This window comes from Pseudomonas sp. DCB_BI (assembly GCF_026240995.1).
GTDB lineage: Bacteria > Pseudomonadota > Gammaproteobacteria > Pseudomonadales > Pseudomonadaceae > Aquipseudomonas.
This window is the reverse complement of record NZ_JAPFCG010000006.1, coordinates 245,502-264,961: the sequence shown is the minus strand read 5'-3', so window position 1 is coordinate 264,961 and position 19,460 is coordinate 245,502. Positions and strand designations below refer to the sequence as shown.

22 protein-coding genes are annotated in these 19,460 nt (G+C 62.8%); 8 read left to right on the top strand and 14 right to left on the bottom strand.

The window, feature by feature from the left end; all coding sequences use genetic code 11:
- The 5 genes from OO258_RS09335 to OO258_RS09315 all read left to right on the top strand — a co-directional run.
- Positions 1-252: electron transfer flavoprotein subunit beta/FixA family protein (locus tag OO258_RS09335; protein WP_416309202.1), on the top strand; the 252-nt coding region annotated here is incomplete at its 5' end.
- Positions 252-1,181 (top strand): electron transfer flavoprotein subunit alpha/FixB family protein, encoded by a 930-nt coding sequence (locus OO258_RS09330; RefSeq protein ID WP_266029974.1) that lies wholly within the window; start codon positions 252-254, stop codon positions 1,179-1,181. The genes OO258_RS09335 and OO258_RS09330, both read left to right, overlap by 1 nt.
- Positions 1,182-1,194: 13 nt before the next feature.
- Entirely contained in the window at positions 1,195-2,037 is an 843-nt protein-coding gene (locus OO258_RS09325) for an FAS1-like dehydratase domain-containing protein (RefSeq protein ID WP_266029972.1), read from the top strand.
- Positions 2,034-2,849 carry an HpcH/HpaI aldolase/citrate lyase family protein gene (locus tag OO258_RS09320; protein ID WP_266029970.1) on the top strand — a complete coding sequence of 272 codons (816 nt, stop codon included), beginning with the start codon at positions 2,034-2,036 and terminating at the stop codon, positions 2,847-2,849. The genes OO258_RS09325 and OO258_RS09320 overlap by 4 nt, the downstream gene beginning before the upstream one ends.
- 184 nt (positions 2,850-3,033) lie before the next feature.
- Positions 3,034-3,612, top strand: a complete 579-nt coding sequence (locus OO258_RS09315) for a TetR/AcrR family transcriptional regulator (protein ID WP_266029969.1) — start codon at positions 3,034-3,036, stop codon at positions 3,610-3,612.
- A 75-nt stretch (positions 3,613-3,687) separates the two neighbouring features.
- Here the strand turns inward: OO258_RS09315 and OO258_RS09310 are convergent, their stop codons facing one another.
- From OO258_RS09310 to OO258_RS09280, 7 genes are all read right to left on the bottom strand, one after another.
- Positions 3,688-4,731 (bottom strand): hydroxyacid dehydrogenase, encoded by a 1,044-nt coding sequence (locus OO258_RS09310; RefSeq protein ID WP_266029967.1) that lies wholly within the window; start codon positions 4,729-4,731, stop codon positions 3,688-3,690.
- A 12-nt stretch (positions 4,732-4,743) separates the two neighbouring features.
- Positions 4,744-6,099, bottom strand: a complete 1,356-nt coding sequence (locus OO258_RS09305; protein WP_266029965.1) for an MFS family transporter — start codon at positions 6,097-6,099, stop codon at positions 4,744-4,746.
- A gap of 128 nt (positions 6,100-6,227) precedes the next feature.
- Positions 6,228-6,884 (bottom strand): alpha/beta hydrolase, encoded by a 657-nt coding sequence (locus tag OO258_RS09300; protein ID WP_266029964.1) that lies wholly within the window; start codon positions 6,882-6,884, stop codon positions 6,228-6,230.
- 27 nt (positions 6,885-6,911) lie between these two features.
- Positions 6,912-8,087: an MFS transporter gene (locus OO258_RS09295; RefSeq protein ID WP_266029963.1), complete on the bottom strand. Its 1,176-nt coding sequence runs from the start codon at positions 8,085-8,087 to the stop codon at positions 6,912-6,914.
- A 148-nt stretch (positions 8,088-8,235) separates the two neighbouring features.
- Positions 8,236-8,679: a DUF6691 family protein gene (locus tag OO258_RS09290; RefSeq protein ID WP_266029961.1), complete on the bottom strand. Its 444-nt coding sequence runs from the start codon at positions 8,677-8,679 to the stop codon at positions 8,236-8,238.
- 1 nt (position 8,680) lies between these two features.
- Positions 8,681-9,106 carry a YeeE/YedE family protein gene (locus OO258_RS09285; protein WP_266029959.1) on the bottom strand — a complete coding sequence of 142 codons (426 nt, stop codon included), beginning with the start codon at positions 9,104-9,106 and terminating at the stop codon, positions 8,681-8,683.
- A gap of 33 nt (positions 9,107-9,139) precedes the next feature.
- The gene (locus OO258_RS09280; protein ID WP_266029957.1) at positions 9,140-9,355 is read right to left on the bottom strand and encodes a hypothetical protein; all 216 of its coding nucleotides are present in this window, start codon (positions 9,353-9,355) and stop codon (positions 9,140-9,142) included.
- A gap of 165 nt (positions 9,356-9,520) precedes the next feature.
- On the opposite strand from OO258_RS09280, the gene OO258_RS09275 reads away from it, so the two are divergent.
- On the top strand, positions 9,521-9,946 hold the full coding sequence (locus OO258_RS09275; protein WP_266029955.1) for a potassium channel family protein: 426 nt from the start codon (positions 9,521-9,523) through the stop codon (positions 9,944-9,946).
- A 72-nt stretch (positions 9,947-10,018) separates the two neighbouring features.
- Here the strand turns inward: OO258_RS09275 and OO258_RS09270 are convergent, their stop codons facing one another.
- From OO258_RS09270 to OO258_RS09250, 5 genes are all read right to left on the bottom strand, one after another.
- Entirely contained in the window at positions 10,019-10,663 is a 645-nt protein-coding gene (locus OO258_RS09270) for a hypothetical protein (protein ID WP_266029953.1), read from the bottom strand.
- A 22-nt stretch (positions 10,664-10,685) separates the two neighbouring features.
- Positions 10,686-12,053 carry an MBL fold metallo-hydrolase RNA specificity domain-containing protein gene (locus OO258_RS09265; protein WP_266029952.1) on the bottom strand — a complete coding sequence of 456 codons (1,368 nt, stop codon included), beginning with the start codon at positions 12,051-12,053 and terminating at the stop codon, positions 10,686-10,688.
- A complete protein-coding gene (locus OO258_RS09260) occupies positions 12,044-12,970 on the bottom strand; it encodes a universal stress protein (RefSeq protein ID WP_266029950.1) in 927 nt (308 codons plus the stop codon). The genes OO258_RS09265 and OO258_RS09260 overlap by 10 nt, the downstream gene beginning before the upstream one ends.
- A gap of 149 nt (positions 12,971-13,119) precedes the next feature.
- The gene (locus tag OO258_RS09255; RefSeq protein ID WP_266029948.1) at positions 13,120-14,046 is read right to left on the bottom strand and encodes a universal stress protein; all 927 of its coding nucleotides are present in this window, start codon (positions 14,044-14,046) and stop codon (positions 13,120-13,122) included.
- A gap of 126 nt (positions 14,047-14,172) precedes the next feature.
- Positions 14,173-14,352: a hypothetical protein gene (locus tag OO258_RS09250; RefSeq protein ID WP_266029946.1), complete on the bottom strand. Its 180-nt coding sequence runs from the start codon at positions 14,350-14,352 to the stop codon at positions 14,173-14,175.
- 19 nt (positions 14,353-14,371) lie between these two features.
- Here OO258_RS09250 and OO258_RS09245 point away from each other — a divergent pair, with 19 nt between their 5' ends.
- Positions 14,372-14,590: a hypothetical protein gene (locus tag OO258_RS09245; RefSeq protein ID WP_266029944.1), complete on the top strand. Its 219-nt coding sequence runs from the start codon at positions 14,372-14,374 to the stop codon at positions 14,588-14,590.
- A 2-nt stretch (positions 14,591-14,592) separates the two neighbouring features.
- Positions 14,593-15,414: a helix-turn-helix domain-containing protein gene (locus OO258_RS09240; RefSeq protein ID WP_266029942.1), complete on the top strand. Its 822-nt coding sequence runs from the start codon at positions 14,593-14,595 to the stop codon at positions 15,412-15,414.
- Between the two features lie 97 nt (positions 15,415-15,511).
- Here the strand turns inward: OO258_RS09240 and OO258_RS09235 are convergent, their stop codons facing one another.
- Both OO258_RS09235 and OO258_RS09230 read right to left on the bottom strand, forming a co-directional pair.
- Positions 15,512-17,587 (bottom strand): PAS domain-containing protein, encoded by a 2,076-nt coding sequence (locus OO258_RS09235; protein WP_416309201.1) that lies wholly within the window; start codon positions 17,585-17,587, stop codon positions 15,512-15,514.
- A gap of 195 nt (positions 17,588-17,782) precedes the next feature.
- The gene (locus OO258_RS09230; RefSeq protein WP_266029940.1) at positions 17,783-19,399 is read right to left on the bottom strand and encodes a histidine kinase famiy protein; all 1,617 of its coding nucleotides are present in this window, start codon (positions 19,397-19,399) and stop codon (positions 17,783-17,785) included.
- Positions 19,400-19,460 lie beyond the last annotated feature (61 nt).

The following is a 19,460-nucleotide window of genomic DNA, read 5'->3' as shown; positions in this document are numbered from 1 at the left end:
CTGAACCTGCCAGCCATCGTTACCACCGACTTGCGCCTGAACGAGCCACGCTACGCGTCGCTGCCGAACATCATGAAGGCCAAGAAGAAGCCGCTGGAGACCGTCAAGCCTGACGATCTGGGCGTTTTTTCCCTCGCCTCCACCAACAAGACCTTGAAAGTCGAAGCCCCGGCCGCCCGCAGTGCAGGTATCAAGGTCAGGTCGGTGGCCGAATTGGTTGAAAAGCTGAAAAACGAAGCGAAGGTGATCTGATGAGCATTCTGGTAGTTGCTGAACACGACAATCACTCCCTCGCTGGCCCGACCCTGCACACCCTGGCCGCCGCTCGCCAGATCGGCGCTGACATCGTGGTGCTCGTAGCCGGACACGACGTGGCCGGTGTGGCATTCGCCGCCGCGCAGTGCCCTGGCGTGAGCAAAGTGCTGCTGGCAGACGATGCCGCCTACGCCCATCAGCTTCCGGAAAACGTGGCGCCCTTGGTGGCCAACCTGGGCCGCGACTTCAGCCATGTGCTGGCGTCGGCCACTAGCAACGGCAAGAACCTCCTGCCACGGGTAGCTGCGCTGCTGGATGTTGACCAGATCTCAGAGATCATTTCGGTCGAGTCCGCGGACACCTTCAAGCGTCCAATCTACGCCGGTAACGCCATTGCCACCGTCCAATCCAGCGCTGCGGTAAAAGTCATCACCGTGCGCTCCACCGGTTTTGACGCCGTGCCGGCAGAAGGCGGCGGCGCGCCAATCGAGGCACTGGCCGGTGCTGCAGATGCAGGTCTGTCGTCATTTGTCTGCGAAGCGTTGGCCAAGTCCGACCGCCCCGAACTGACCGCCGCCAAGATCGTGGTATCCGGCGGCCGTGGCATGGGCAACGGTGACAACTTCAGCCACCTGTATAGCCTGGCCGACAAGCTCGGTGCTGCGGTTGGTGCTTCGCGCGCGGCGGTAGACGCAGGGTTCGTGCCCAACGACATGCAGGTCGGTCAGACTGGCAAGATCGTCGCGCCGCAGTTGTACATCGCCGTGGGTATCTCCGGCGCTATTCAGCACCTGGCCGGCATGAAGGACGCCAAGGTCATTGTTGCGATCAACAAGGATGAAGAAGCACCTATCTTCCAGGTAGCTGATTACGGTTTGGTCGGCGACCTGTTCGAGATCGTACCGGAACTGACTTCGACGCTGTAAAGGACAATAAAAAATGAGCACACCTGCACCCCAAACATGGATTGGCCGTAGCGAGACCGTCCATGACTGCATCAGCCATAACCTGGTCAAGCGTATTGCCGCCACCTTGAGCGAGCCGGCACCCGCGCCGGGTGATGCCCTGCCCGCACTCTGGCACTGGGCGTTTTTCCAGGAGCCAGTCGAAGCGGCCGGCCTGGGTGGCGATGGCCATCCGGCGCGGGGCGGTTTTCTGCCCCCGGCGGATAACCGCAACCGCATGTGGGCCGGAGGACGCCTGGAATTCATCCGCCCGCTGCGGATCGATGCCCAGGTGTCCCGCCGCTCGACCATCCTCAATGTCGAGGAGAAGCACGGGCGTACTGGCTCCCTGATGTTCGTCACCGTGCAGCATGAATATGTGCAGGACGGCCAGCGGGCACTGCTCGAAGAGCAGGACATCGTCTATCGCGAGCCTTCGCCGCCCAAGCTCGGCGGCACCGAGCCGATGCCCCAGGGCGATTGGAGCGAAAGCGTGCAACCAGATCCGACGCTACTGTTCCGCTACTCGGCAGTGACCTTCAACGGACATCGCATCCATTACGACTGGCCATACGTCACTGAAACCGAGGGCTACCCGGGGCTGGTGGTCCACGGCCCGCTGATCGCTACCCTGAACCTGCGTGCATTCGTGCGCGCGAACCCGCAACTGAACGTCCGCCGCTTCAGCTATCGCGGTGTGCGCCCGCTGATCTGCCCGGATGCGTTCCACGTCGGCGGGCGGTTGACCGGTGACGGCAAGGCGCAGGTCTGGGCAGGTAATCAGGCCGGTCAGGCGCAGGTTGGCGAAATCGAATTCGCCCAGGGGGCACGCCCATGAGCGCTGAGATCGTACGCACTGCGCTGTTCGTCCCGGCTACCCGCCCCGAGCGCATTCCCAAGGCCTTGGTGAGTGGCGCCGACCGGGTCATCGTTGACCTGGAGGATGCCGTTGAAGAGGCGCTCAAGGAACAGGCGCGCGATAACCTTGAGCAGTTTCTCAGTGATCAGCCCCAGGCCCAGGTACTTGTGCGGGTCAACGCGCCCGGTCACTGGGCCCACGAGGCCGACCTGGCGCTGTGCCAGCGCCACCCCGGCGTCGTCGGCATTTTGCTGCCCAAGGCGGAAACCGTCGGCCAGATCGAACGCGCACATGCCACCGGCAAGGCGGTGTGGCCGATCATCGAAAGCGCCAAGGGCCTGGCTGCGCTGCCCCTCCTGGCGGCAGCGACAGGCGTCGACCGTCTGTCATTCGGCAGCCTGGATCTGGGCCTGGACCTCGGGCTGAACGTCGGCAGTGCCGCCGCCGGGCAGGTACTGGACCATGCCCGCTATGCGGTGTTGCTGCACAGCCGCGTCGCCGGGCTGGCTGCGCCGCTGGACGGCGTCTTCCCTGCCATCCAGGACACCGACGGGCTGCAGCGTCAGGTGCGCTTCGCCCGGGACATGGGCTTTGCCGGCGCCCTGTGCATTCACCCTGGCCAGGTCAGCGTGATTCACGCCGCGCTCAAGCCTTCGGCTGCCGAGCTGGACTGGGCGCAGCGGGTGGTCGAACACGCTGAAACTGGCGCTGGCGTGTTCACCCTCGATGGCCAGATGGTCGACGCTCCCGTCATCCTGCGCGCCCGCGCCATGCTGCTCCAGGCCGGCTGACGCTCCCGTTATCGCCCCCGGCACCGCATACTCCTTCTGTTCTGACGCGCAGCGGCCTGCGGTACCGGGGGCATCTACCCAGAGAGGTGCCCCATGTGTCTGCTCACTGGCACACCCAGGTCCCGGCGCCACTGCAAACGCCTGCTCTGCCGGCTGCTGGGCGCACTGTCGAGGATGCCGGCCTATGCTTGAAGCCGCCCGTCCCAGCCCCTCCCCCCTGACCCAGGCTGCAACCGAACTGATGGTCGAGATGGGCTACACCGCCATGACCATGAGGAAGCTGGCCCTGCGCGTCGGTATTCTCCCCGGCAGCCTTTACCATCACGTCGATTGCAAACAGGATCTGCTGCTCAATGTCGTGCTCGATATCGTCGAGCGCCGCAAGCAGGCCTGGGCAAACCGCGCCCAACCTCAAGATCTGCATGCTTATGTGCGTTTTGCGCTGGCACGGCAAGTTGCCCTTCCCCAGGAGGAGATGATCCTTCGTCACGAAACCAGGCACCTGCACGGCCGCCACCGGCTCTGGCTGGAGCGGGCAATGGCGCAACTGGCCGAGCCACTGCACCAGGTCATCGAGCGGGGTTGCGCTATCGGTCAGTACTGCGTACGCGACACAGCCCGGGCCGCCGTTGCGCTCCTGGCGATCATCGAGAGCGCCAATAGTCTGCGGGTTGGCAATGCGGCCTTCGAGGAAGGATGGATCGAGCAGCACATCTTGCGTATGTGCAATGCCTTGCTGCAGCCCGGGCAATGCCCCGGTTGACGAACTGCCTTCAAGGTGAGTGGGGAATACATGCTCTGGCGGATCAGCGCCCGCCAGAGCGTACTGCAAGCGGCACTAGGTATCGCGATGGTCACTGGCCTTCAGCCGTTGCCGGAACACATCGAACGCCTGCGGGTTGACCATACGTGGCCCTGGCTCGCCGCGCAGGATCTGCAGAATCTGCTCAGCCGCCCACGCTCCCATGCGCTTGCGGGCCTCGCGGGTGACGCCTGCGGTGTGATAAAGGCCGACTACGTTTTCAAGGCCGAGCAAGGGGTGATCCAATGCCGGCGGCTCCTGGTCCCAAACGTCGATTCCCGCAGCGCCAAGATGCCCGCAAGCCAACGCGTCATACAACGCGGCCTCGTCATGCAAGCCGCCACGTGCGGTATTGATGAACACAGCCCCTTTGCGCATCGCCCCGAAAGTCGACGCGTTCATGAGGTTCAAGGTCGAAGCCAGACGCGGGCAATGCAGCGAGACCACATCACTGTGCTGCAACAGGCTCGGCAACGTGCAACTGGCTGCGCCCCGCTGGCCGATCTGTTCCGCGCTCAGCAGAGGATCATGGGCAAGCACCTGCATGCCCAACGCCTGGGCTATGCGTGCGACACGGGTACCGATTTCACCGATACCGACCAGCCCCAAGGTCTTACCGCACAGCTCGCTACCCATCAAGTCTTCACGCGAAAACCCGCGTTCCCGGCGCAGGCGCCGATCTGATTCGCTGATACGCCGCGCACAATCGAGCATCAGCCCAACCGTGGCCTCGGCCACCGATTGGGCGTTGGCGCCAGACTGGTTGACGACCAACACGCCTGCGCGGGTGCAGGCTTCGACATCCACCGTGTCGAAACCGGCGCCATTGGTCGAGACACACAGCAGGTCAGGCAACTGGCACAGCAGCGCCTCGGTCACACACCACGGTCGCGGGAGTTCGTCCCGCGCCGAAGGCACCTGGTACACCTGGCAGCTGCGCAGCGCCTGCAGGATGACGGCAGGCGACTGGTGACGGGCAACGGTTTGCAGCACGACATCGGGCGAAGCTTCGAGGATCTGGGCCATCACCGGGTGATACCAGACGTCGAAGCGCACGATCTTCTTCCTTTCAGCAATCATGCTCGCCTTCCCTCAGTGGCTCGGGTGGGTGGGCAGTGCTTTACGGCCCATGAACTTGCGTACGCCGATGTTTGCTTCGACCTTGCCGTCGCCATCGAGATAACCGTGTTTGCCAAGGTCTGGCATCAGCAGCGCCGACACCAGGGTGATGGCGCCGATGACCGCCACGTACAGGTAAAAGTACTGCTCCATCCCCAAGGACCGGAAGGTCAGCGCCACGTACTCGGCCGATCCGCCGAACATTGCGGCCCCCACGGCGTAAGGCAGCCCTACACCCAGGGCGCGCACGGTCGGCGGATAGAAGTCGGCCTTGAGTACACCGGTGACCGGGGTATAGAAGGCTGCGATCAGCAACCCGGCGAGCACGAGCCCAAACGCGGCGAGCGGGTCCTGCACTGTCTTGATCGCGGACAGCAACGGGATAACCAGGAAGGTGGACAGCAGGCCGAACAAGATCATGTTGCGGCGCACGCCGATTTTGTCTGCGAGCATGCCGAACACCGGCTGCACCAGCATGAAGATCACCAGTGCAGAAGCCATGATGATGCTCACGGTGGGGGCCGGGATACCGACACTCACTACCAGGAACTTCTGCATGTACGCGGTAAAGGTATAGAAGTACAGCGAGCAGCCGATGGTGATGGTAAAGGTCAGCAACACCGCGCGCCGGTGCTGCATCAGGCCTCGGAGCGAGCCGGACTCCTTGCTCTTCATGCCCGCTTCAGTGGCTGTCTCGCGCATGGTGCGGCGCAGAATGACCACCACGATCGAAGCCAGCGCGCCGATCAGGAACGGTACCCGCCAGCCCCAGGCCTTCAGGTCCTGTTCCGACAGCACCAGTTGCAGTACCGCAACCGTCAGCAGCGCCAGCAGTTGCCCGGCGATGATCGTCATGTACTGGAACGAGCCGTAGAACGAGCGCCGCCCGGCGCGGGATACCTCACTGATATAGGTGGCGCCGGTGCCGTACTCGGCGCCTACCGATAACCCTTGCATCAGCCGCGCGATCACCAGCAGCACCGGCGCTGCGACACCCACCGTGGCATACGTGGGCATGACCGCGATCATCAACGAGCCGCCGCACATCATGAACACTGAGATGATCATCGAGATCTTGCGCCCTCGGGTATCGGCGATGTAGCCGAAAATCCAGCCACCCAGTGGACGCATGAAGAAACCGACAGCGAAGATACCTGCCGTGGCCAGCAGCTGGCTGGTCTGGTCGCCAGCGGGGAAGAACAGTGATGCGAAGTAGATCGAGGTGTAGGCGTAGATGAAGAAGTCGTACCACTCCACCAGGTTGCCGGAGCACACACCCACAATTGCGGTGGTGCGCTCTTTGCGCGTCAACGGACGTGCCGTGCTCATGTCTGCATTCATGATCGCTACCCTTGTTGTTATTTTTTTTTTGCCAACTCGGGTACAGCTTTGCATAGCGTCGTTTTGGGGGAAGAGGTGCCACTGGTCTAACAGCTATGCCTGGCAGGCATGGCCCTCTACGCCGGGCTTTCGGGCCGTTTGTACTGCAGATAGCGGCAGACTTCTTCAGCGACCCGGCCAAGGCAGCCTTTGAAAAAGTGGTCGGCGCCGGCGTACACCGATACGCGGCGTTGTTCGCCAGCGGCCCATCCCAGCAGGCTCGGCAGAGGCGCCATCTGGTCGCACTCGCCGTGCACCAGCAGGCAATCGTCGGGCAAGGCCGGCGCGGGGTAATGGCGGCCCCCGGGCACATCGCCGACCGGCAGCCCCAGCAGGGCCAAGGCATCGAACGCTCCAGGCGATGCGCTGGCCAACCTGGCGAACACATGGGCGCCGAAGGAGAACCCAACCAAGGCGATGGGCAGCCCAGGCATCATTGCAGCCATGTGCTGAAGCACCGCCAGGCTGTCCTCAGTCTCGCCGATGCCGCCATCATGACTGCCCTCGCTCAACCCCACCCCACGAAAACTCGGCCGCACCGCCAGCCAGCCGCTGGCACACAACTGCCGGGCGAGGGTCACTGGCACGATGTGCCGTGGGCTGCCACCCAGCAGCGGTTGCGGATGGCTGACGATCGCCACGCCCTTCGGCGGGGTGGGTGGATGATCGAGCAGCAGGTGGAGCTTGCCCACCCCGCCATCGATCAGCAGCTCTTCACGGTCCAGTCGTGACATTGCAATTGACTCCTCGATGGTTGGCGCTCACGCGGCCCTGCCCGGCAGTGAGCGCATGACCAGCAGCACCAGCACGACATTGACAACGGCCAAGGCAGCGAGCGTTGCCAGCACCCCCATGGCGCCAAAGTGCTGAAGCAGGTAGCCGCCGACCAGCGGCGTCACCGCCTGACCGATTAGCGAAGGACGCGACATCTTGCCCATCAGCGCCACGTACTGCGCCGGCGGCATCAGCGCCAGGGGCAGCAAACCCCGGACGATGGCCCGCAAGCCATTGCCGCAGCCGTAGAGCAACAGCCCCAGTGCCGTAGCGCCAGGCGCCAGGGCAACCAGTGCCACGCCCACGGCCACCAGAACCGAAGAAACCAGCGCGGTCCAGATCGGGTGTCGCTTGCGGGCGACAATCTGCAGCACGCGCGATGCCACTTGGCTGGGCCCCAATAGCGCACTCAGCGCGATTGCCGTGGTCAGGCTGTGGCCCAACCCCTGCAGCACTGCCACCAGTTGCACCGAAACCGCGGTCATGATGATCGCCCCGATCGCGAAGATCCACATCAGCAACAGGTACAGACGTCGGTCGACGCTGACATCGGTCGCCGCTAGCGCAGGCTTGCTTTTTGACCCGTGCGGCCCCGCCGGCAGCACCCAGAGGTACAGCGGCGCGACCACGACAATGAGCATCAGCGCATAAGCGTTACAGGTGACCCGCCAGCCGAATTGCTCGATTGCGAACGCTACCAGCGGCCAGGTGATGGTCGTGGCAAAACCAGAGATCAAGGTGATACCCGTGATCGCCCTGCCCGCCCGCTCGGCGTACAAGGCGCCAAGGGTGGCAAACAGGGCTTCGTAGAGACCAATGGCCATGCCGGCGCCAATGACGACCCAGGCTAGCAAGAACACTTGCAGGCTGTGCGCGTTGGCGACGATCAGCAGCCCGCCCCCCACCACGACTCCGCTCGCGGCCATCTGCAGGCGACCACCGTAGCGAACCACCAGGCGGCTCGCCAGCGGCGCCAGCAGTGCGGACACCATCAAGCCCAGCGACAGCGCGCCATACACCCAATGGCCATCCCAGCCAGTCTCGCGCAGGATGGGCTCACCCATGACCGCCAGGATAAAGAAGGACCCACCCCAGACCATGATCTGGAGTAACCCCAGGCACAAGATGCCGATGGGTCCGGGGAGACGTAGAGCAGCGTTCACAAACGGCCTTCATGTACGGAGGAGATCGACGCCGGTGATTACCGTCGCCGATGGGTGTCGAGGGGGCGCTGTTGCGCGCGAAGCATAGCGCGGCGGCTCAAGTCTACTGGGATGAGCGAAGGCCTGCTATTGAATCCCGGCATTTCAGCTATGCCGGGCGACGCGGTGATGATCCTGTGCGCCGTGCCGCTTCCACCACGTTGAACACCAGCATCCCAGTGACCATTGCCGCGACGAACACCCAAGCCTGCCAATAGGCCCCGGCCAGCAGCACCAGCGCAGGGCCGGGGCACAGGCCGGCCAGCCCCCAACCGCCCCCAAAGAGCAGGCTACCGCCGACCAGCCGGCGGTCGACGTCACGCCGCGTTGGCAATTGCATCTTTCCCCCCAGCAATGCCAGGGTGTGCCGCCTTGCCCACGCCATGGGCAGCAAGGCCACGCCTATGGCACCGACCATGACCAGTGCCAGCGAGGGGTCCCACTGCCCGGCAAGGTCGAGAAACCCGAGGACCTTGGCAGGGTTTGCCATGCCGGACAGCAACAGGCCCATGCCGAACAGGGCGCCGGACAGAAAACCAATGAATCGCTGCATGTTACGTACCTGCCACAACATGACGAAGGAAATAGACGGTAGCAAAACCGGCGGCCATGAAACACAGCGTTGCCACCGCCGAGCGTGGCGACAACCGAGATAGGCCGCACACGCCATGGCCGCTGGTGCAGCCTGCGGCGTAACGCGTACCCATGCCCACCAGCAACCCGGCCGCAATGAGGGATAACGGTGAGGCTGTGAAATGCACCGGAGGCAACGTGGAAAAGAAGCGCCACAGCAGCGGCGCAGCGATGATGCCGAGCAGGAATGACGCCTTCTCGCCACGCCCTTCTTCGCCACGCTGCAACAACGACCCGATCAGGCCGCTGATACCCGCAATACGCCCATTGGCCACGGCGAACAGCCCCGCGGCCAGGCCGATCATGGCGCCGCCTGCCAGCGCCGACCAAGGGGTGAAATCGGTCATGCCCAACTCCGAGCCATCGGTGTGAGATGGCGGCTATTTGCGCTTGGCTTGCTGCAACTGTTGCACCTGGACCAAAGCCTGGGTTGCACGGCGCAGGGCCTCATTGGCGGTCTGCTCGACCAGGTCGATACGGTAGCACATCTGGTCGGCGCGCAACCGGGCGGTGGCGGCATTGTCCTCTGCCGACTCCAGGCGTGCCCGAGCAGCAGATAGCGTTGCATGTGCATACCCTCTTGCGTCTCGAGACACCCTGAGTATCGGTAATGCCACCCGCTGCGACCTGACATTTGTCAACCGCGTCGGCCGGCCCAGGAGTAGAAAACGGGAAGGCGCTATAGTGACTGGCAGTCGTTATTGCAGTGCTGGCGACCGTGCAGTCGGCCTGTTCAACCCGCCCCGGCCCGAGTAATGACAATGCTCACTGTCACGCTGATCAACATGCTGATCGTGATTCTGGTGGTGATCATTCACTACGAATGCCTGCTGCGCCTGAATGACTGGCTGCCGCGCCTCAGGCTGTGGAGCCGGTTCCGTATCGTCGCGGGGGTGTTCGGCGCGTTGTTGGCCCATGCCGTGGAGGTCTGGTGCTTCGCCCTGGCTTATTACCTGATGGCCCATGCCGAGGGCTGGGGGACACTCAGCGGCAATTTTGACGGGAGCTTTCTGGACTGCGTGTATTTTTCCTTCACCACCTACACCACCATTGGCTTCGGCGACATCGCGCCTATCGGCCACCTCAAATACCTCACCGGCTTGCAGGCGCTCACGGGCCTGGTGCTGATCACCTGGACCGCCTCGTTCCTGTTTCTGGAAATGCAGAAGTACTGGAAAGCCAAATAAACATCGAACGATCACGCCAAGGCCAAGCCACCGCGACCCGCCTGCGCAGGTGCGCTCATCAGGCGCCTGCGGTCAGGGCGTGGCGGCACTGCCTTGCTCGGGTAACAGATCGAACTGGGCAAGGCAGCGCTGCTCATCAGCCGGGGTCAACGCCCGCAGACCGCTCACTTCCTGCAGCGGGGTGTTGAACAACGCCAGGCGGATCACCCCATTGCGCGCCAGAAAGGTTTGCGCCAGGCAGGTGCACACAGGCTTGCCGATCAACGCCGCAAGCTGCTCGCTTTCCGGTGCTTGCACCTGTGCCTGCAGGGTGGCCGAACAGTTTTCCACGATCTGCTCCACGGAGCGCCCGGCCAACCATAGGGTGGCACCGCCCAGCACCGCCAGGAGCAACAGCGTACCCATCAGCACGTTCGATTCCCGGGTGATCGACCGCAGGAATGCCAGCCTGGCCTGCCAGCCCGTCTCCTGGCCATTGAAAATGGCTTTGCCGACCGTGCGTTTCACGCCGCGCTGAACGGCCCAACCCAGCGCCACGCTCAATGCCAGCAAGCTCAGGAGCACGGCCGGATCACGCATGGGCATGCGCCAACTCGAGCTCAAAGCCTGGTAGACAGAGGCCGCGACGAGTAACGCGGCGATGGCCACGATCCAGCCCAGGCTACCCCTGGGCCGGTGCATCCAGGCCCGGAGTTTCGCTCGTGCTTGCATGTTCATGACTACCTCCCGCGCCGGGGGTTCAGCGCACAGGGTCGATGGCTACGGTTTCCTGATATTCCGGCACGCACACCTGCCAGCCCAGCTCCAGGCTGATTCGCCGTCGCAGGGTGTCGGCGGCGTGTGGCTCGCCATGGATGACGTAGGTTTGCCGCGGTGGCCGGGTGAAGCCACGCAGCCACTCCATGATCTCGTCGGCGTCAGCGTGGGCAGAAAGGTTTTCCATGGCGTGCACCTGTGCCCGGATCGGTACGTCTTCGCCCTGCAGGCGTACGCTGCTGGCGCCGGCGACGATATCGGCGCCGCGCGTGCCTCCCGCCTGAAAACCAGAGAACAGGATGCTGTTGCGCGGGTTGGGGGCCAGCGCCTTCAGGTGGTGCAGCACCCGCCCACCGGTGGCCATACCACTGGCGGCAATGATTACCGCCGGCTCGCGCAGCTGGTCCAGGTGGCGGGACTCATCGACCGTACGGATGATCCGTGTGCCCTTGCACATCGCGGCGCACTCCGCCGCCGGTAGCCGATGCTCGCTGCGAAACTGCTGATAAAGGGCGGTGGCATCGGTGGCCATCGGGCTATTGAGGTACACCGGGATGTCCGGGATCAGCCGGTCACGCTTGAGCTTGTACAGGTAATACATCAGCAGCTGGGCGCGGCCGACAGCGAATGAAGGAACCAGGACGATGCCATGGCGCAAAAGGGTCTGGTTGATGACCTGGGCCAGATACTGCTCGGTCGCTTCTGCCGGGTGCTGGCGATCACCGTAGGTGGACTCCACCAGCAGCACATCCGCCGTGCGGATCAATTCCGGCGCGCGCATGATGGGGTCTTGCGGCCTGCCCAGGTCACCCGAAAAGATCAAGGTCTGCCCCTCGGCACTGATCTGCACGGTCGCCGCGCCCAGGATATGGCCAGCCGTGCGCAACAGCAGGTGCATGCCTTCGGCGATCAGCGTTGGCTGGTGCAGCTCCACCGGGCGCAACAATGCCAGCGCCCGCTTCGCATCCTGCTCGGTATAGAGCGGCCGTGCCGGCGTATGTTTGGAGTAGCCGTGGCGATTGGCATGCTCGGCCTGCTCTTCCTGCAGCCGCGCACTGTCGAGCAAGAGCACTTCAGCCAGGGCGCAGGTGGCCGGGGTGGCATAGATCGGTCCGCTATAGCCTTCCCTGACCAATACCGGCAGGTAACCGCTGTGGTCGAGATGGGCGTGTGTGAGTACCACCGCATCCAGCGCCTTCAGTGCCGGTGGCAAGGGCTCCCAGTTACGCAGGCGCAATTGCTTGTAGCCCTGGAACAGCCCGCAGTCGACCAGGAGCCGCGTGCGGTCGCGGGTCAACAGGAATTTGCTGCCGGTCACTGTCCCGGTGCCGCCGAGAAAGGTCAGTTGCATGGCCAAGGCTCCTGGTTCTCGAACACATGGGGATGAACGGTCAGCACGCTGCACGGTGGGTGGCCGATGACGCGTTCAGTGGTGTCGCCCAGCAGCTTGTCCAGCCCTTTGGGCTGCACCACGCCCATCACCAGGACGTCTATCTCAAGGGTCGCGACCTGTTCGCGGATCACCTGCACCGGCCCGCCCTCCATGAAGTGCCGGCGGTCCTGCGCCACGCCTTCGGCCTCGGCCAACGCATCGAACGGTTGCTGAAGCGCCTCGCGCATCTCCTCGATCCATGCCTGGGTGACAGTCATGTCTGCCGCGAACACCCCGGCCAGGTTGTAGGCCGACAGCAGGTGCAACGCAGCACCGCACTGCAGTGCCAGTGCCTCGGCCACGTGAATCAGCCCCCGGTTGAACCGCTGCTGAGCGTCCGGCGTCTCGCTGAAACCGGTATCCACGGCGACCAGAATGCGCCGCGGCAATGAAACAGCCGCCTTCGGTACGAACAGGGTCTGCCCCTTGCTGCCACGCATCAATGCACAGTCCAGCGGGGTGCCGAACAGCCGCGCCAGGGCCGAGGCGGGTTCGCAGTCCTTGATGACCAGGTCAGGCTGCAGTTCGCTGATGTAGTCGATGGCTTCGCTGCATGTATCGTCGACGGCGAGGCTGTCCACCGTCAGCGCCACACCGCTGCCGCGGTGCCGCTCGACCAGCGCGCGTATTTGCAGGCAATAGTGGTCGTACTGGCGTTTGATATCCGCCTCGTTCAGGCGCTCTTCGCGCAGCAGGTGCTCCTCACTCGGTTCGAACAGGCCCAGCACGTGCACGCTGGCACCGCTGACATGCGCCAGCGCCAGCCCTCTGCGCAGCGCCGCCGAATGGGGATTGACCTCGGTAAGCAGCACCAGCAGTTGTCGATATTGACCCATGGTGAACCTCCGGGCTTGCGCGGCTGGTAGGTGATGGAAAGGATTCTCCGGGTGCGGCTGTGCTGGCGTTTGATGCAGATCAGAAACACATGATCCGCCCCGAACTTGACCTGCGCGCTTGAAAACAAGGCCCTTGCGGGCCTTGTGCCCTACCCCCGGGAATGCTCGGGGGAAATCACCAGCACACTGCTGGACAAGCGATGCAATACCCGCTCGGCAGTGCTGCCAATGAACCAGCCGATGCCGTGGTGGTGATAACTGCCCATGACCAGTACGTCGATATCATTGTTGTCCATGAACACTCCCAGGACCTTGGTCGGGTCACCTATGCGCATATGCCGGTGCTCGACGGCTATGCCATTGCGCTCGGCAAGGGCCTGGAAGGCGTCGCTCTGGGCTTCGTGGAGCGTCCGGGCGAGGTTGGAATCGAAGAGGAACGAATGCTCCCGGCTGCCACCGGCGTCCAGGTACATGGAACCCAGGTCGTAGGCATACAGCAATTCGATCTGCGCGCTGCACTGCAAAGCCAGTTTCAGCGCCTCGCTGATGATCTGGTCATTGAAGCCTTCGAACTGATCCTCGGGCCGGGACAGGTCCACGGCCGCCAGGATCCTGCGCGGTAATGGATGGGTGGCCTTGTGCACCAGATGCAGCGGGATGCGGGTTTCACGCAGCAGCTGGATATCCAGGGAGGTGAACATGGCGCGCATCCACCAAGGCTCATGCTCGAGTTCCTTGATCAGCAGGGCGAACGGCTGTTCGCGCAGGTGCACCAGAATCTCGTTCAAGGGATGCTGCACCCACACCACTTCGGTGGTGACCGTGACACCGTTACGCCGCATCGGCTGCGCCTGGCTTTCCAGCCACTCCCGATGTTGCAGCACGTAGCCGTCGCGCATCACCGCCAGTGCCTGGTCATTTACCAGGCCCGCCGTGGCAAGCCCTTCCACATAATCGAAAGCCACGATGTGCAGCGCCATGCCCTTGGCCTTGGCCAAGGCCGCGGCTCGATCGTAGACGGGGGTTCGACGCATCAGGGGCGATGCGATCAACAGCAGTCTTTGCGGGGTTTCCATGGCACACCTCTGCGATTGCGATAGGTATCCCAAGCATCGTTCACCCGTGCTCTGCAGACTTGACGTTTGTCAACTGACGCCCCACGGACCAACGGTCTCTCCCGCAGCATACAAACTTGACGTGGATCAACGATTCGCCCCTTGCAGGGCGCACGCTACTTCCGTACCAACAACAATCTCCAGTCCCGGAGGCGTGCCATGGCGCTCGTAGGCAAATGCGGCGTGGATGTGGCGATCAGGCCTTGAGCCTCGTGCGTTGCCGGCAGGGATGCCTTTGTTTGCATTGTTGCGCAGTTTTTTGCCCATGCATGCTCCGGAGGCACCCATGAAGGTCTACGTCGAGAACAACACCGAACAGCACCGCTGCTGGGTCCGCTTGGACGAGTGGCGGGTCAGTTTCAGCACGGCAGCTGAAGCCCAACAGTTTGTCGAGCGGCTCAACGCCCGCCTCAACGCCCCCCATTCGCTGGACATGCTGGCAGGCTGGTCGCCCCGTTCAGGCGTGACAGCCCACGCGGATGTGCGATGTGCGAGGGGGGCTTGAACATGTCTGGCCAACTGAAAGTCACGCTGCTCGAGCAGCCAGCTACGTCGCGCACGTCCCCGCCGATTCACCTGAGACCGCTGGTCACGTTGTGTCGCGATTGTCGGGTCAGCGGCCTGTGCCTGCCCACCGGTCTACCCCTGCATGACAACAGTTGCCTGGGCGCGCTGATCGGGCCACGCCTGCGCATCCGCAAAGGCGCAGCGCTGTTCAACGCCAATGACCCCTTGACCACGCTTTACGCGGTGCACTGTGGCAGTTTCAAGACCAGCATGAACAGTGCCGAAGGCCAGGGCGTAGTGATCAACTTCTGGATGCCGGGTGACGTGCTCGGCCTGGACGCCATCGCCACCGACCGCCACGTCTGCGACGCCATTGCCCTGGAAGACAGCGAAGTGTGCCCAGTCCCGTACCGTCGCCTGCAAGCACTGGCGCGCGACTTTCCGGTATTGCAGCAAAGCCTGAACCGCTTGATGAGCCGGGAGATCGTGCGGGAGCACGAGCGTGTGCTGATGCTGTGCAACCTTACCGCCGAGCAGCGCCTGGCCAGTTTCATGATCGGGCTGTCCGGGCGCTTCGTCACCCGCGGCTACTCCGCCCATGGCTTCATGTTGCGCATGTCACGCGAGGATATCGCATCGTACCTGGGCCTGCGCCTGGAAACCGTATGCCGGTCGGTCGCCCGCTTGCGTGCGCAAGGTATCGTCGACCTGCGCGGCAGGCTGGTGGAAATACTCGACATGCCCGCATTGATAGCGCTCCAGCAGGGCGACCCGGACAGTGATCGCAAGCAAACCTTGAACGCGCCATGCTCGACAGACTGAAGTTAGCCACGGCACCGTGGCGCCGCGCAAGGATGGCACACAACTGAACCGCTCGTGGTGCCGCCACTGGGTCCACCGAACCCTATGCTGGCTGCGCTCATGAACACGCTGGGCGCGGTTCCAACATCGCGTGAACATTGGCAACCAGCTCCTCGACAGCAAACGGCTTGGTCAGCACTGCCGACCCATCCCGCAGGAGGCCATCCTCGAACACCGAAGGGCGCGAATAACCGGTCATGAAGATCACGGGCAAGCCTTGGCGAGCCTTGCGCCCGGCGGCTGCCATCTCACGGCCATCGATGTCGCCGGGCAAGCCAATGTCGGTCACCAGCAAATCGATGCGTGTGTCTGAAACCAGTACCTGCAGGCCAGCCTGGCTGTCAGCCGCCTCGATGACCGTGCACCCCAGACCGCTGAGCACATCACTGACAAACAAGCGCACGGACGGCTCGTCATCGACAATCAACACGGTGCGGTCTGGCCAGCTGCTGGAGAAATCAGAGTGATGCACTGCGCGACCGGCGGGCTCGGCTTGGCCCATGGCAGCGGGTAGCGAAAGCTCGACGCGCGTCCCCTCACCCTCCCGTGAAAAGATCCTGACTTGCCCCCCGGACTGTTTGGCAAAACCATAAACCATCGACAGCCCCAACCCCGTGCCTTCGCCGATGGATTTGGTGGTGAAGAACGGCTCGCACGCTTTCGACAGCGTTTCGGCAGACATGCCCACGCCATTGTCAGTCACGCTGATGGTCAGGTAATTACCGGGCTGGAGCTCGGTATCCAGCTCCGGGCCTGCCACGAGGGTATGGTTGGCGGTCACAATCGAAATCTTGCCGGCCCTTTTACCAATGGCATCGCGCGCGTTGATACAGAGGTTCAACAGCGAATTTTCGACCTGGACCGGGTCTACCAGACAGGTGGCCATTGGCGCATTCAAGTCGACCGTCAGGGAAATCGACGGGCCGACGGTGCGGCAGACAAGGTCCTGGAGCCCTCCAATCAACCCATTCACATCCATGCAGACTGGCTGCAACGGCTGACGGCGAGAGAATGCCAACAACCGATGCGTCAGCGCGGCCGCCTTTTGCGCCGCATGGTGCGCAACCGCGATGTAACGTTCGACATCCTCAGCGCGCCCTTGCTTGCCGCGCAAGCGGGCCAGGTCCAGGCTGCCGATGATTCCGGCCAGCAGATTGTTGAAGTCGTGGGCAATGCCCCCTGTGAGCTGGCCTATGGCCTCCATTTTTTGCGCATGACGCAGCGCCTCCTGTGCCGCCTCACGCTGGGCCACCGCCTCACTGATCCGGTCCTCCAGCGTGCGGTTCAGATTCAGGAGCGCCGCCTCGGCTCGTTTTCGGGCAGACACGTCAATGGAGGAACCGATCAGCCCTATGACCTGCCCGACCTCATCGACGAGCGGGGCTTTGACCGATAACCAAGTGGTCTCCGAGCCATCGGGCATGTCGACCCGCTCCTCGATCTGCACCGCCTTGCCGCCACGCATTACCTGCCGGTCTGTCTCCATCACCTGGCGTGCCTGGGCTTTGTCTTCGAGAAACTCGAGATCGGTCTTGCCCAGATAAAATTCAGGGGGTTTGCCAATCAGCTGGGTCGCCCCATGGTTGGCAATGAGCATCCTGCCTTCGAGGTCCTTTGCGTAGACCACACCTGGCACGGCAGCAGTGAACGTGCGCAACAGCGCCGACACTCGATCCCGCTCTGCCTCGGCAGCCCTGCGCGATTCGATGTCCATGAGCACGCCCGGAAAGCGAATGGCTTGCCCGGCTTCATCCAGTTCAGCATGCCCGTTGGCTTCGATCCAGTGGTAGATACCGTCCGTGTTGCGCACCCGGTACTCACAGCGAAACGCACCGCCTCGTGCCATCGCTTCCTGGATATCGCGGTGAACACGCTCACGGTCTTCCGGGTAGATTGCGGTAAAAGCTTCGGCTATCGGAATGCCCGCCTCACACATCTGGGCAGGTATCCCGAACGAGCGGGAGAAGCGTTCGTCTGCTGTCACCCGATCGTTGGGAATATCCCAGACCCAGGTGCCCACGACAGCAGCGGCTTCCAGCACAAGCCGCAGTTTTTCCGAGGAATCATCTGCGACAGGGAGCATTTCAGAACCGGCATTCAGTGCCGGCTGTGCAGCAACCCCGTCTTTATCCATGATTCACCTCAAGGAAAGCTTCATAATACTGGCAATGACGGCTGAGCGCCTCCGTCAAGCCCCACATGACGGGGGCTGCGGCCCAAGGACCAGGCTGTAGACGAATGTGTACACAGACTGAGACACGAGTGCAATGCATTCGACCACCGGGAGCGGAAAACAATTCAATTGCCTGGCGCGCACGGCTTCAGCACCTCAGCCCACCCCGGTCGGCCCATCCAGCACCTGTCTGACCCGGCGCGCGAGGTCGTGGGGTTGGCAGGGCTTGGAAATGACTTCGAACTCCGAGCCGCCAATGTCGGTACGTTCGATCGAGTTTTCGGCATAGCCAGTCGTCAGCAGAACCTTTATCTGCGGTTGCAGGCGGCGCACCTCACGGGCCAGCATCACACCATTCATCCCGCCGGGCATGATCAGGTCGGTAAACAACAGGTCGTAGCGTTCCCCGGCCTGCACCAGCTTTAACGCTTCACGCGCATTGAGCACCATATCGGCGGCGTAGCCGTAATCTTCAAGCACCATCTTTGCCAGCTCTGCCACATCTGGACGGTCTTCGACAATCAGGATGCGCTCGGTGCCCCCACTCCGTTCAACCACCTTTACCGGCTGCTGCTGAACAATATTGGCCTCGTCTACCGGAAAGTACAGGCGCAACGTCGTGCCCTCACCCTCTTCGGTGTAGATGCGGGCAGCCCCACCGGACTGCTTGGCAAAGCCGTACACCATCGACAGGCCCAACCCTGAGCCTTTGCCTTCTTCCTTGGTAGTGAAGAATGGGTCCATCACCCGATCACGGATGCTGGCCGGCATGCCGATGCCATTGTCGGTGACCGACAGGCTCACATAGCTGCCCGGCAACAGGCCATCAAAGGAAAGGTTGATGTCGGTGACCATCACGTTGCGGGTTTCAATGAACACGTGCGGGCGCTTGCGCCCTATGAGTGCATCCCGCGCATTCATGAAGATGTTGAGCAGCGCCACCTCCGCCTGCGTCGCGTCGATCCGGCAATTGCGCAGGTTGGCTTCGAAGTCGAATTCCACCCACACATCGCTGCCGAAGGTACGCTCCATCATGGGTCGCATATCCTCGACCAGATGATTCAGGTTGAGCACGCGCCCATGCAATTTTTGCTTGCGGGCAAACGCCAGCAGCTGCTTGGTCAAGGTGCTGGCGCGTTCCACTGCCGACTGGGCATGGCCGACGCTGCGCCGGATCCGGTTGAGATCCACCTGGGTCTTGTCTGCCTCGCTGGCAATCAACCCCAGGTACCCACCCATTACCTGCAGCAGGTTGTTGAAATCGTGGGCTATGCCACCTGTCAGTTGCCCCAACGCTTCCATTTTCTGCGCCTGGCGCAAGGCGTCTTCGGCGTCCCGGCGGCGGCTGACGTCCAACTGCGAGGCAAAGTAGTAGATCAGTTCGCCGCGCTCGTTGAAGATCGGGGAAATAAACAGTGCATTCCAGAAACTCGAGCCATCCTTGCGGTAGTTGAGGATTTCAGTGGCGATGTCCACGCGCTCGTTGATGGAATCGCGCAGGGCGTCGATGACCGAACGGTCGGTCTCGGGGCCTTGCAGGAACCGACAATTACGCCCGATGATTTCCGCCAAGGCATAACCGGTCATTTCCAGAAAAGCCCGATTGGCGAAAATGATGGGGTTGTCGTCACGATTCGGGTCGGTGACGATCATTGGCATCCGCGTGGTTTCGACAGCTGCGAAGAACATGTCGTGCGGCAGCTGTGAGATGTCCCCTGATGCCTGGTTGCTGACGCGCGCCTTCGTGCTGCTCACGGGGAACTCCTTGGTCATGGTTGATATCCGTCCCATCTGGACAGCCACCACGGGCAAGTTGCTCACCCATGTCAGCAGC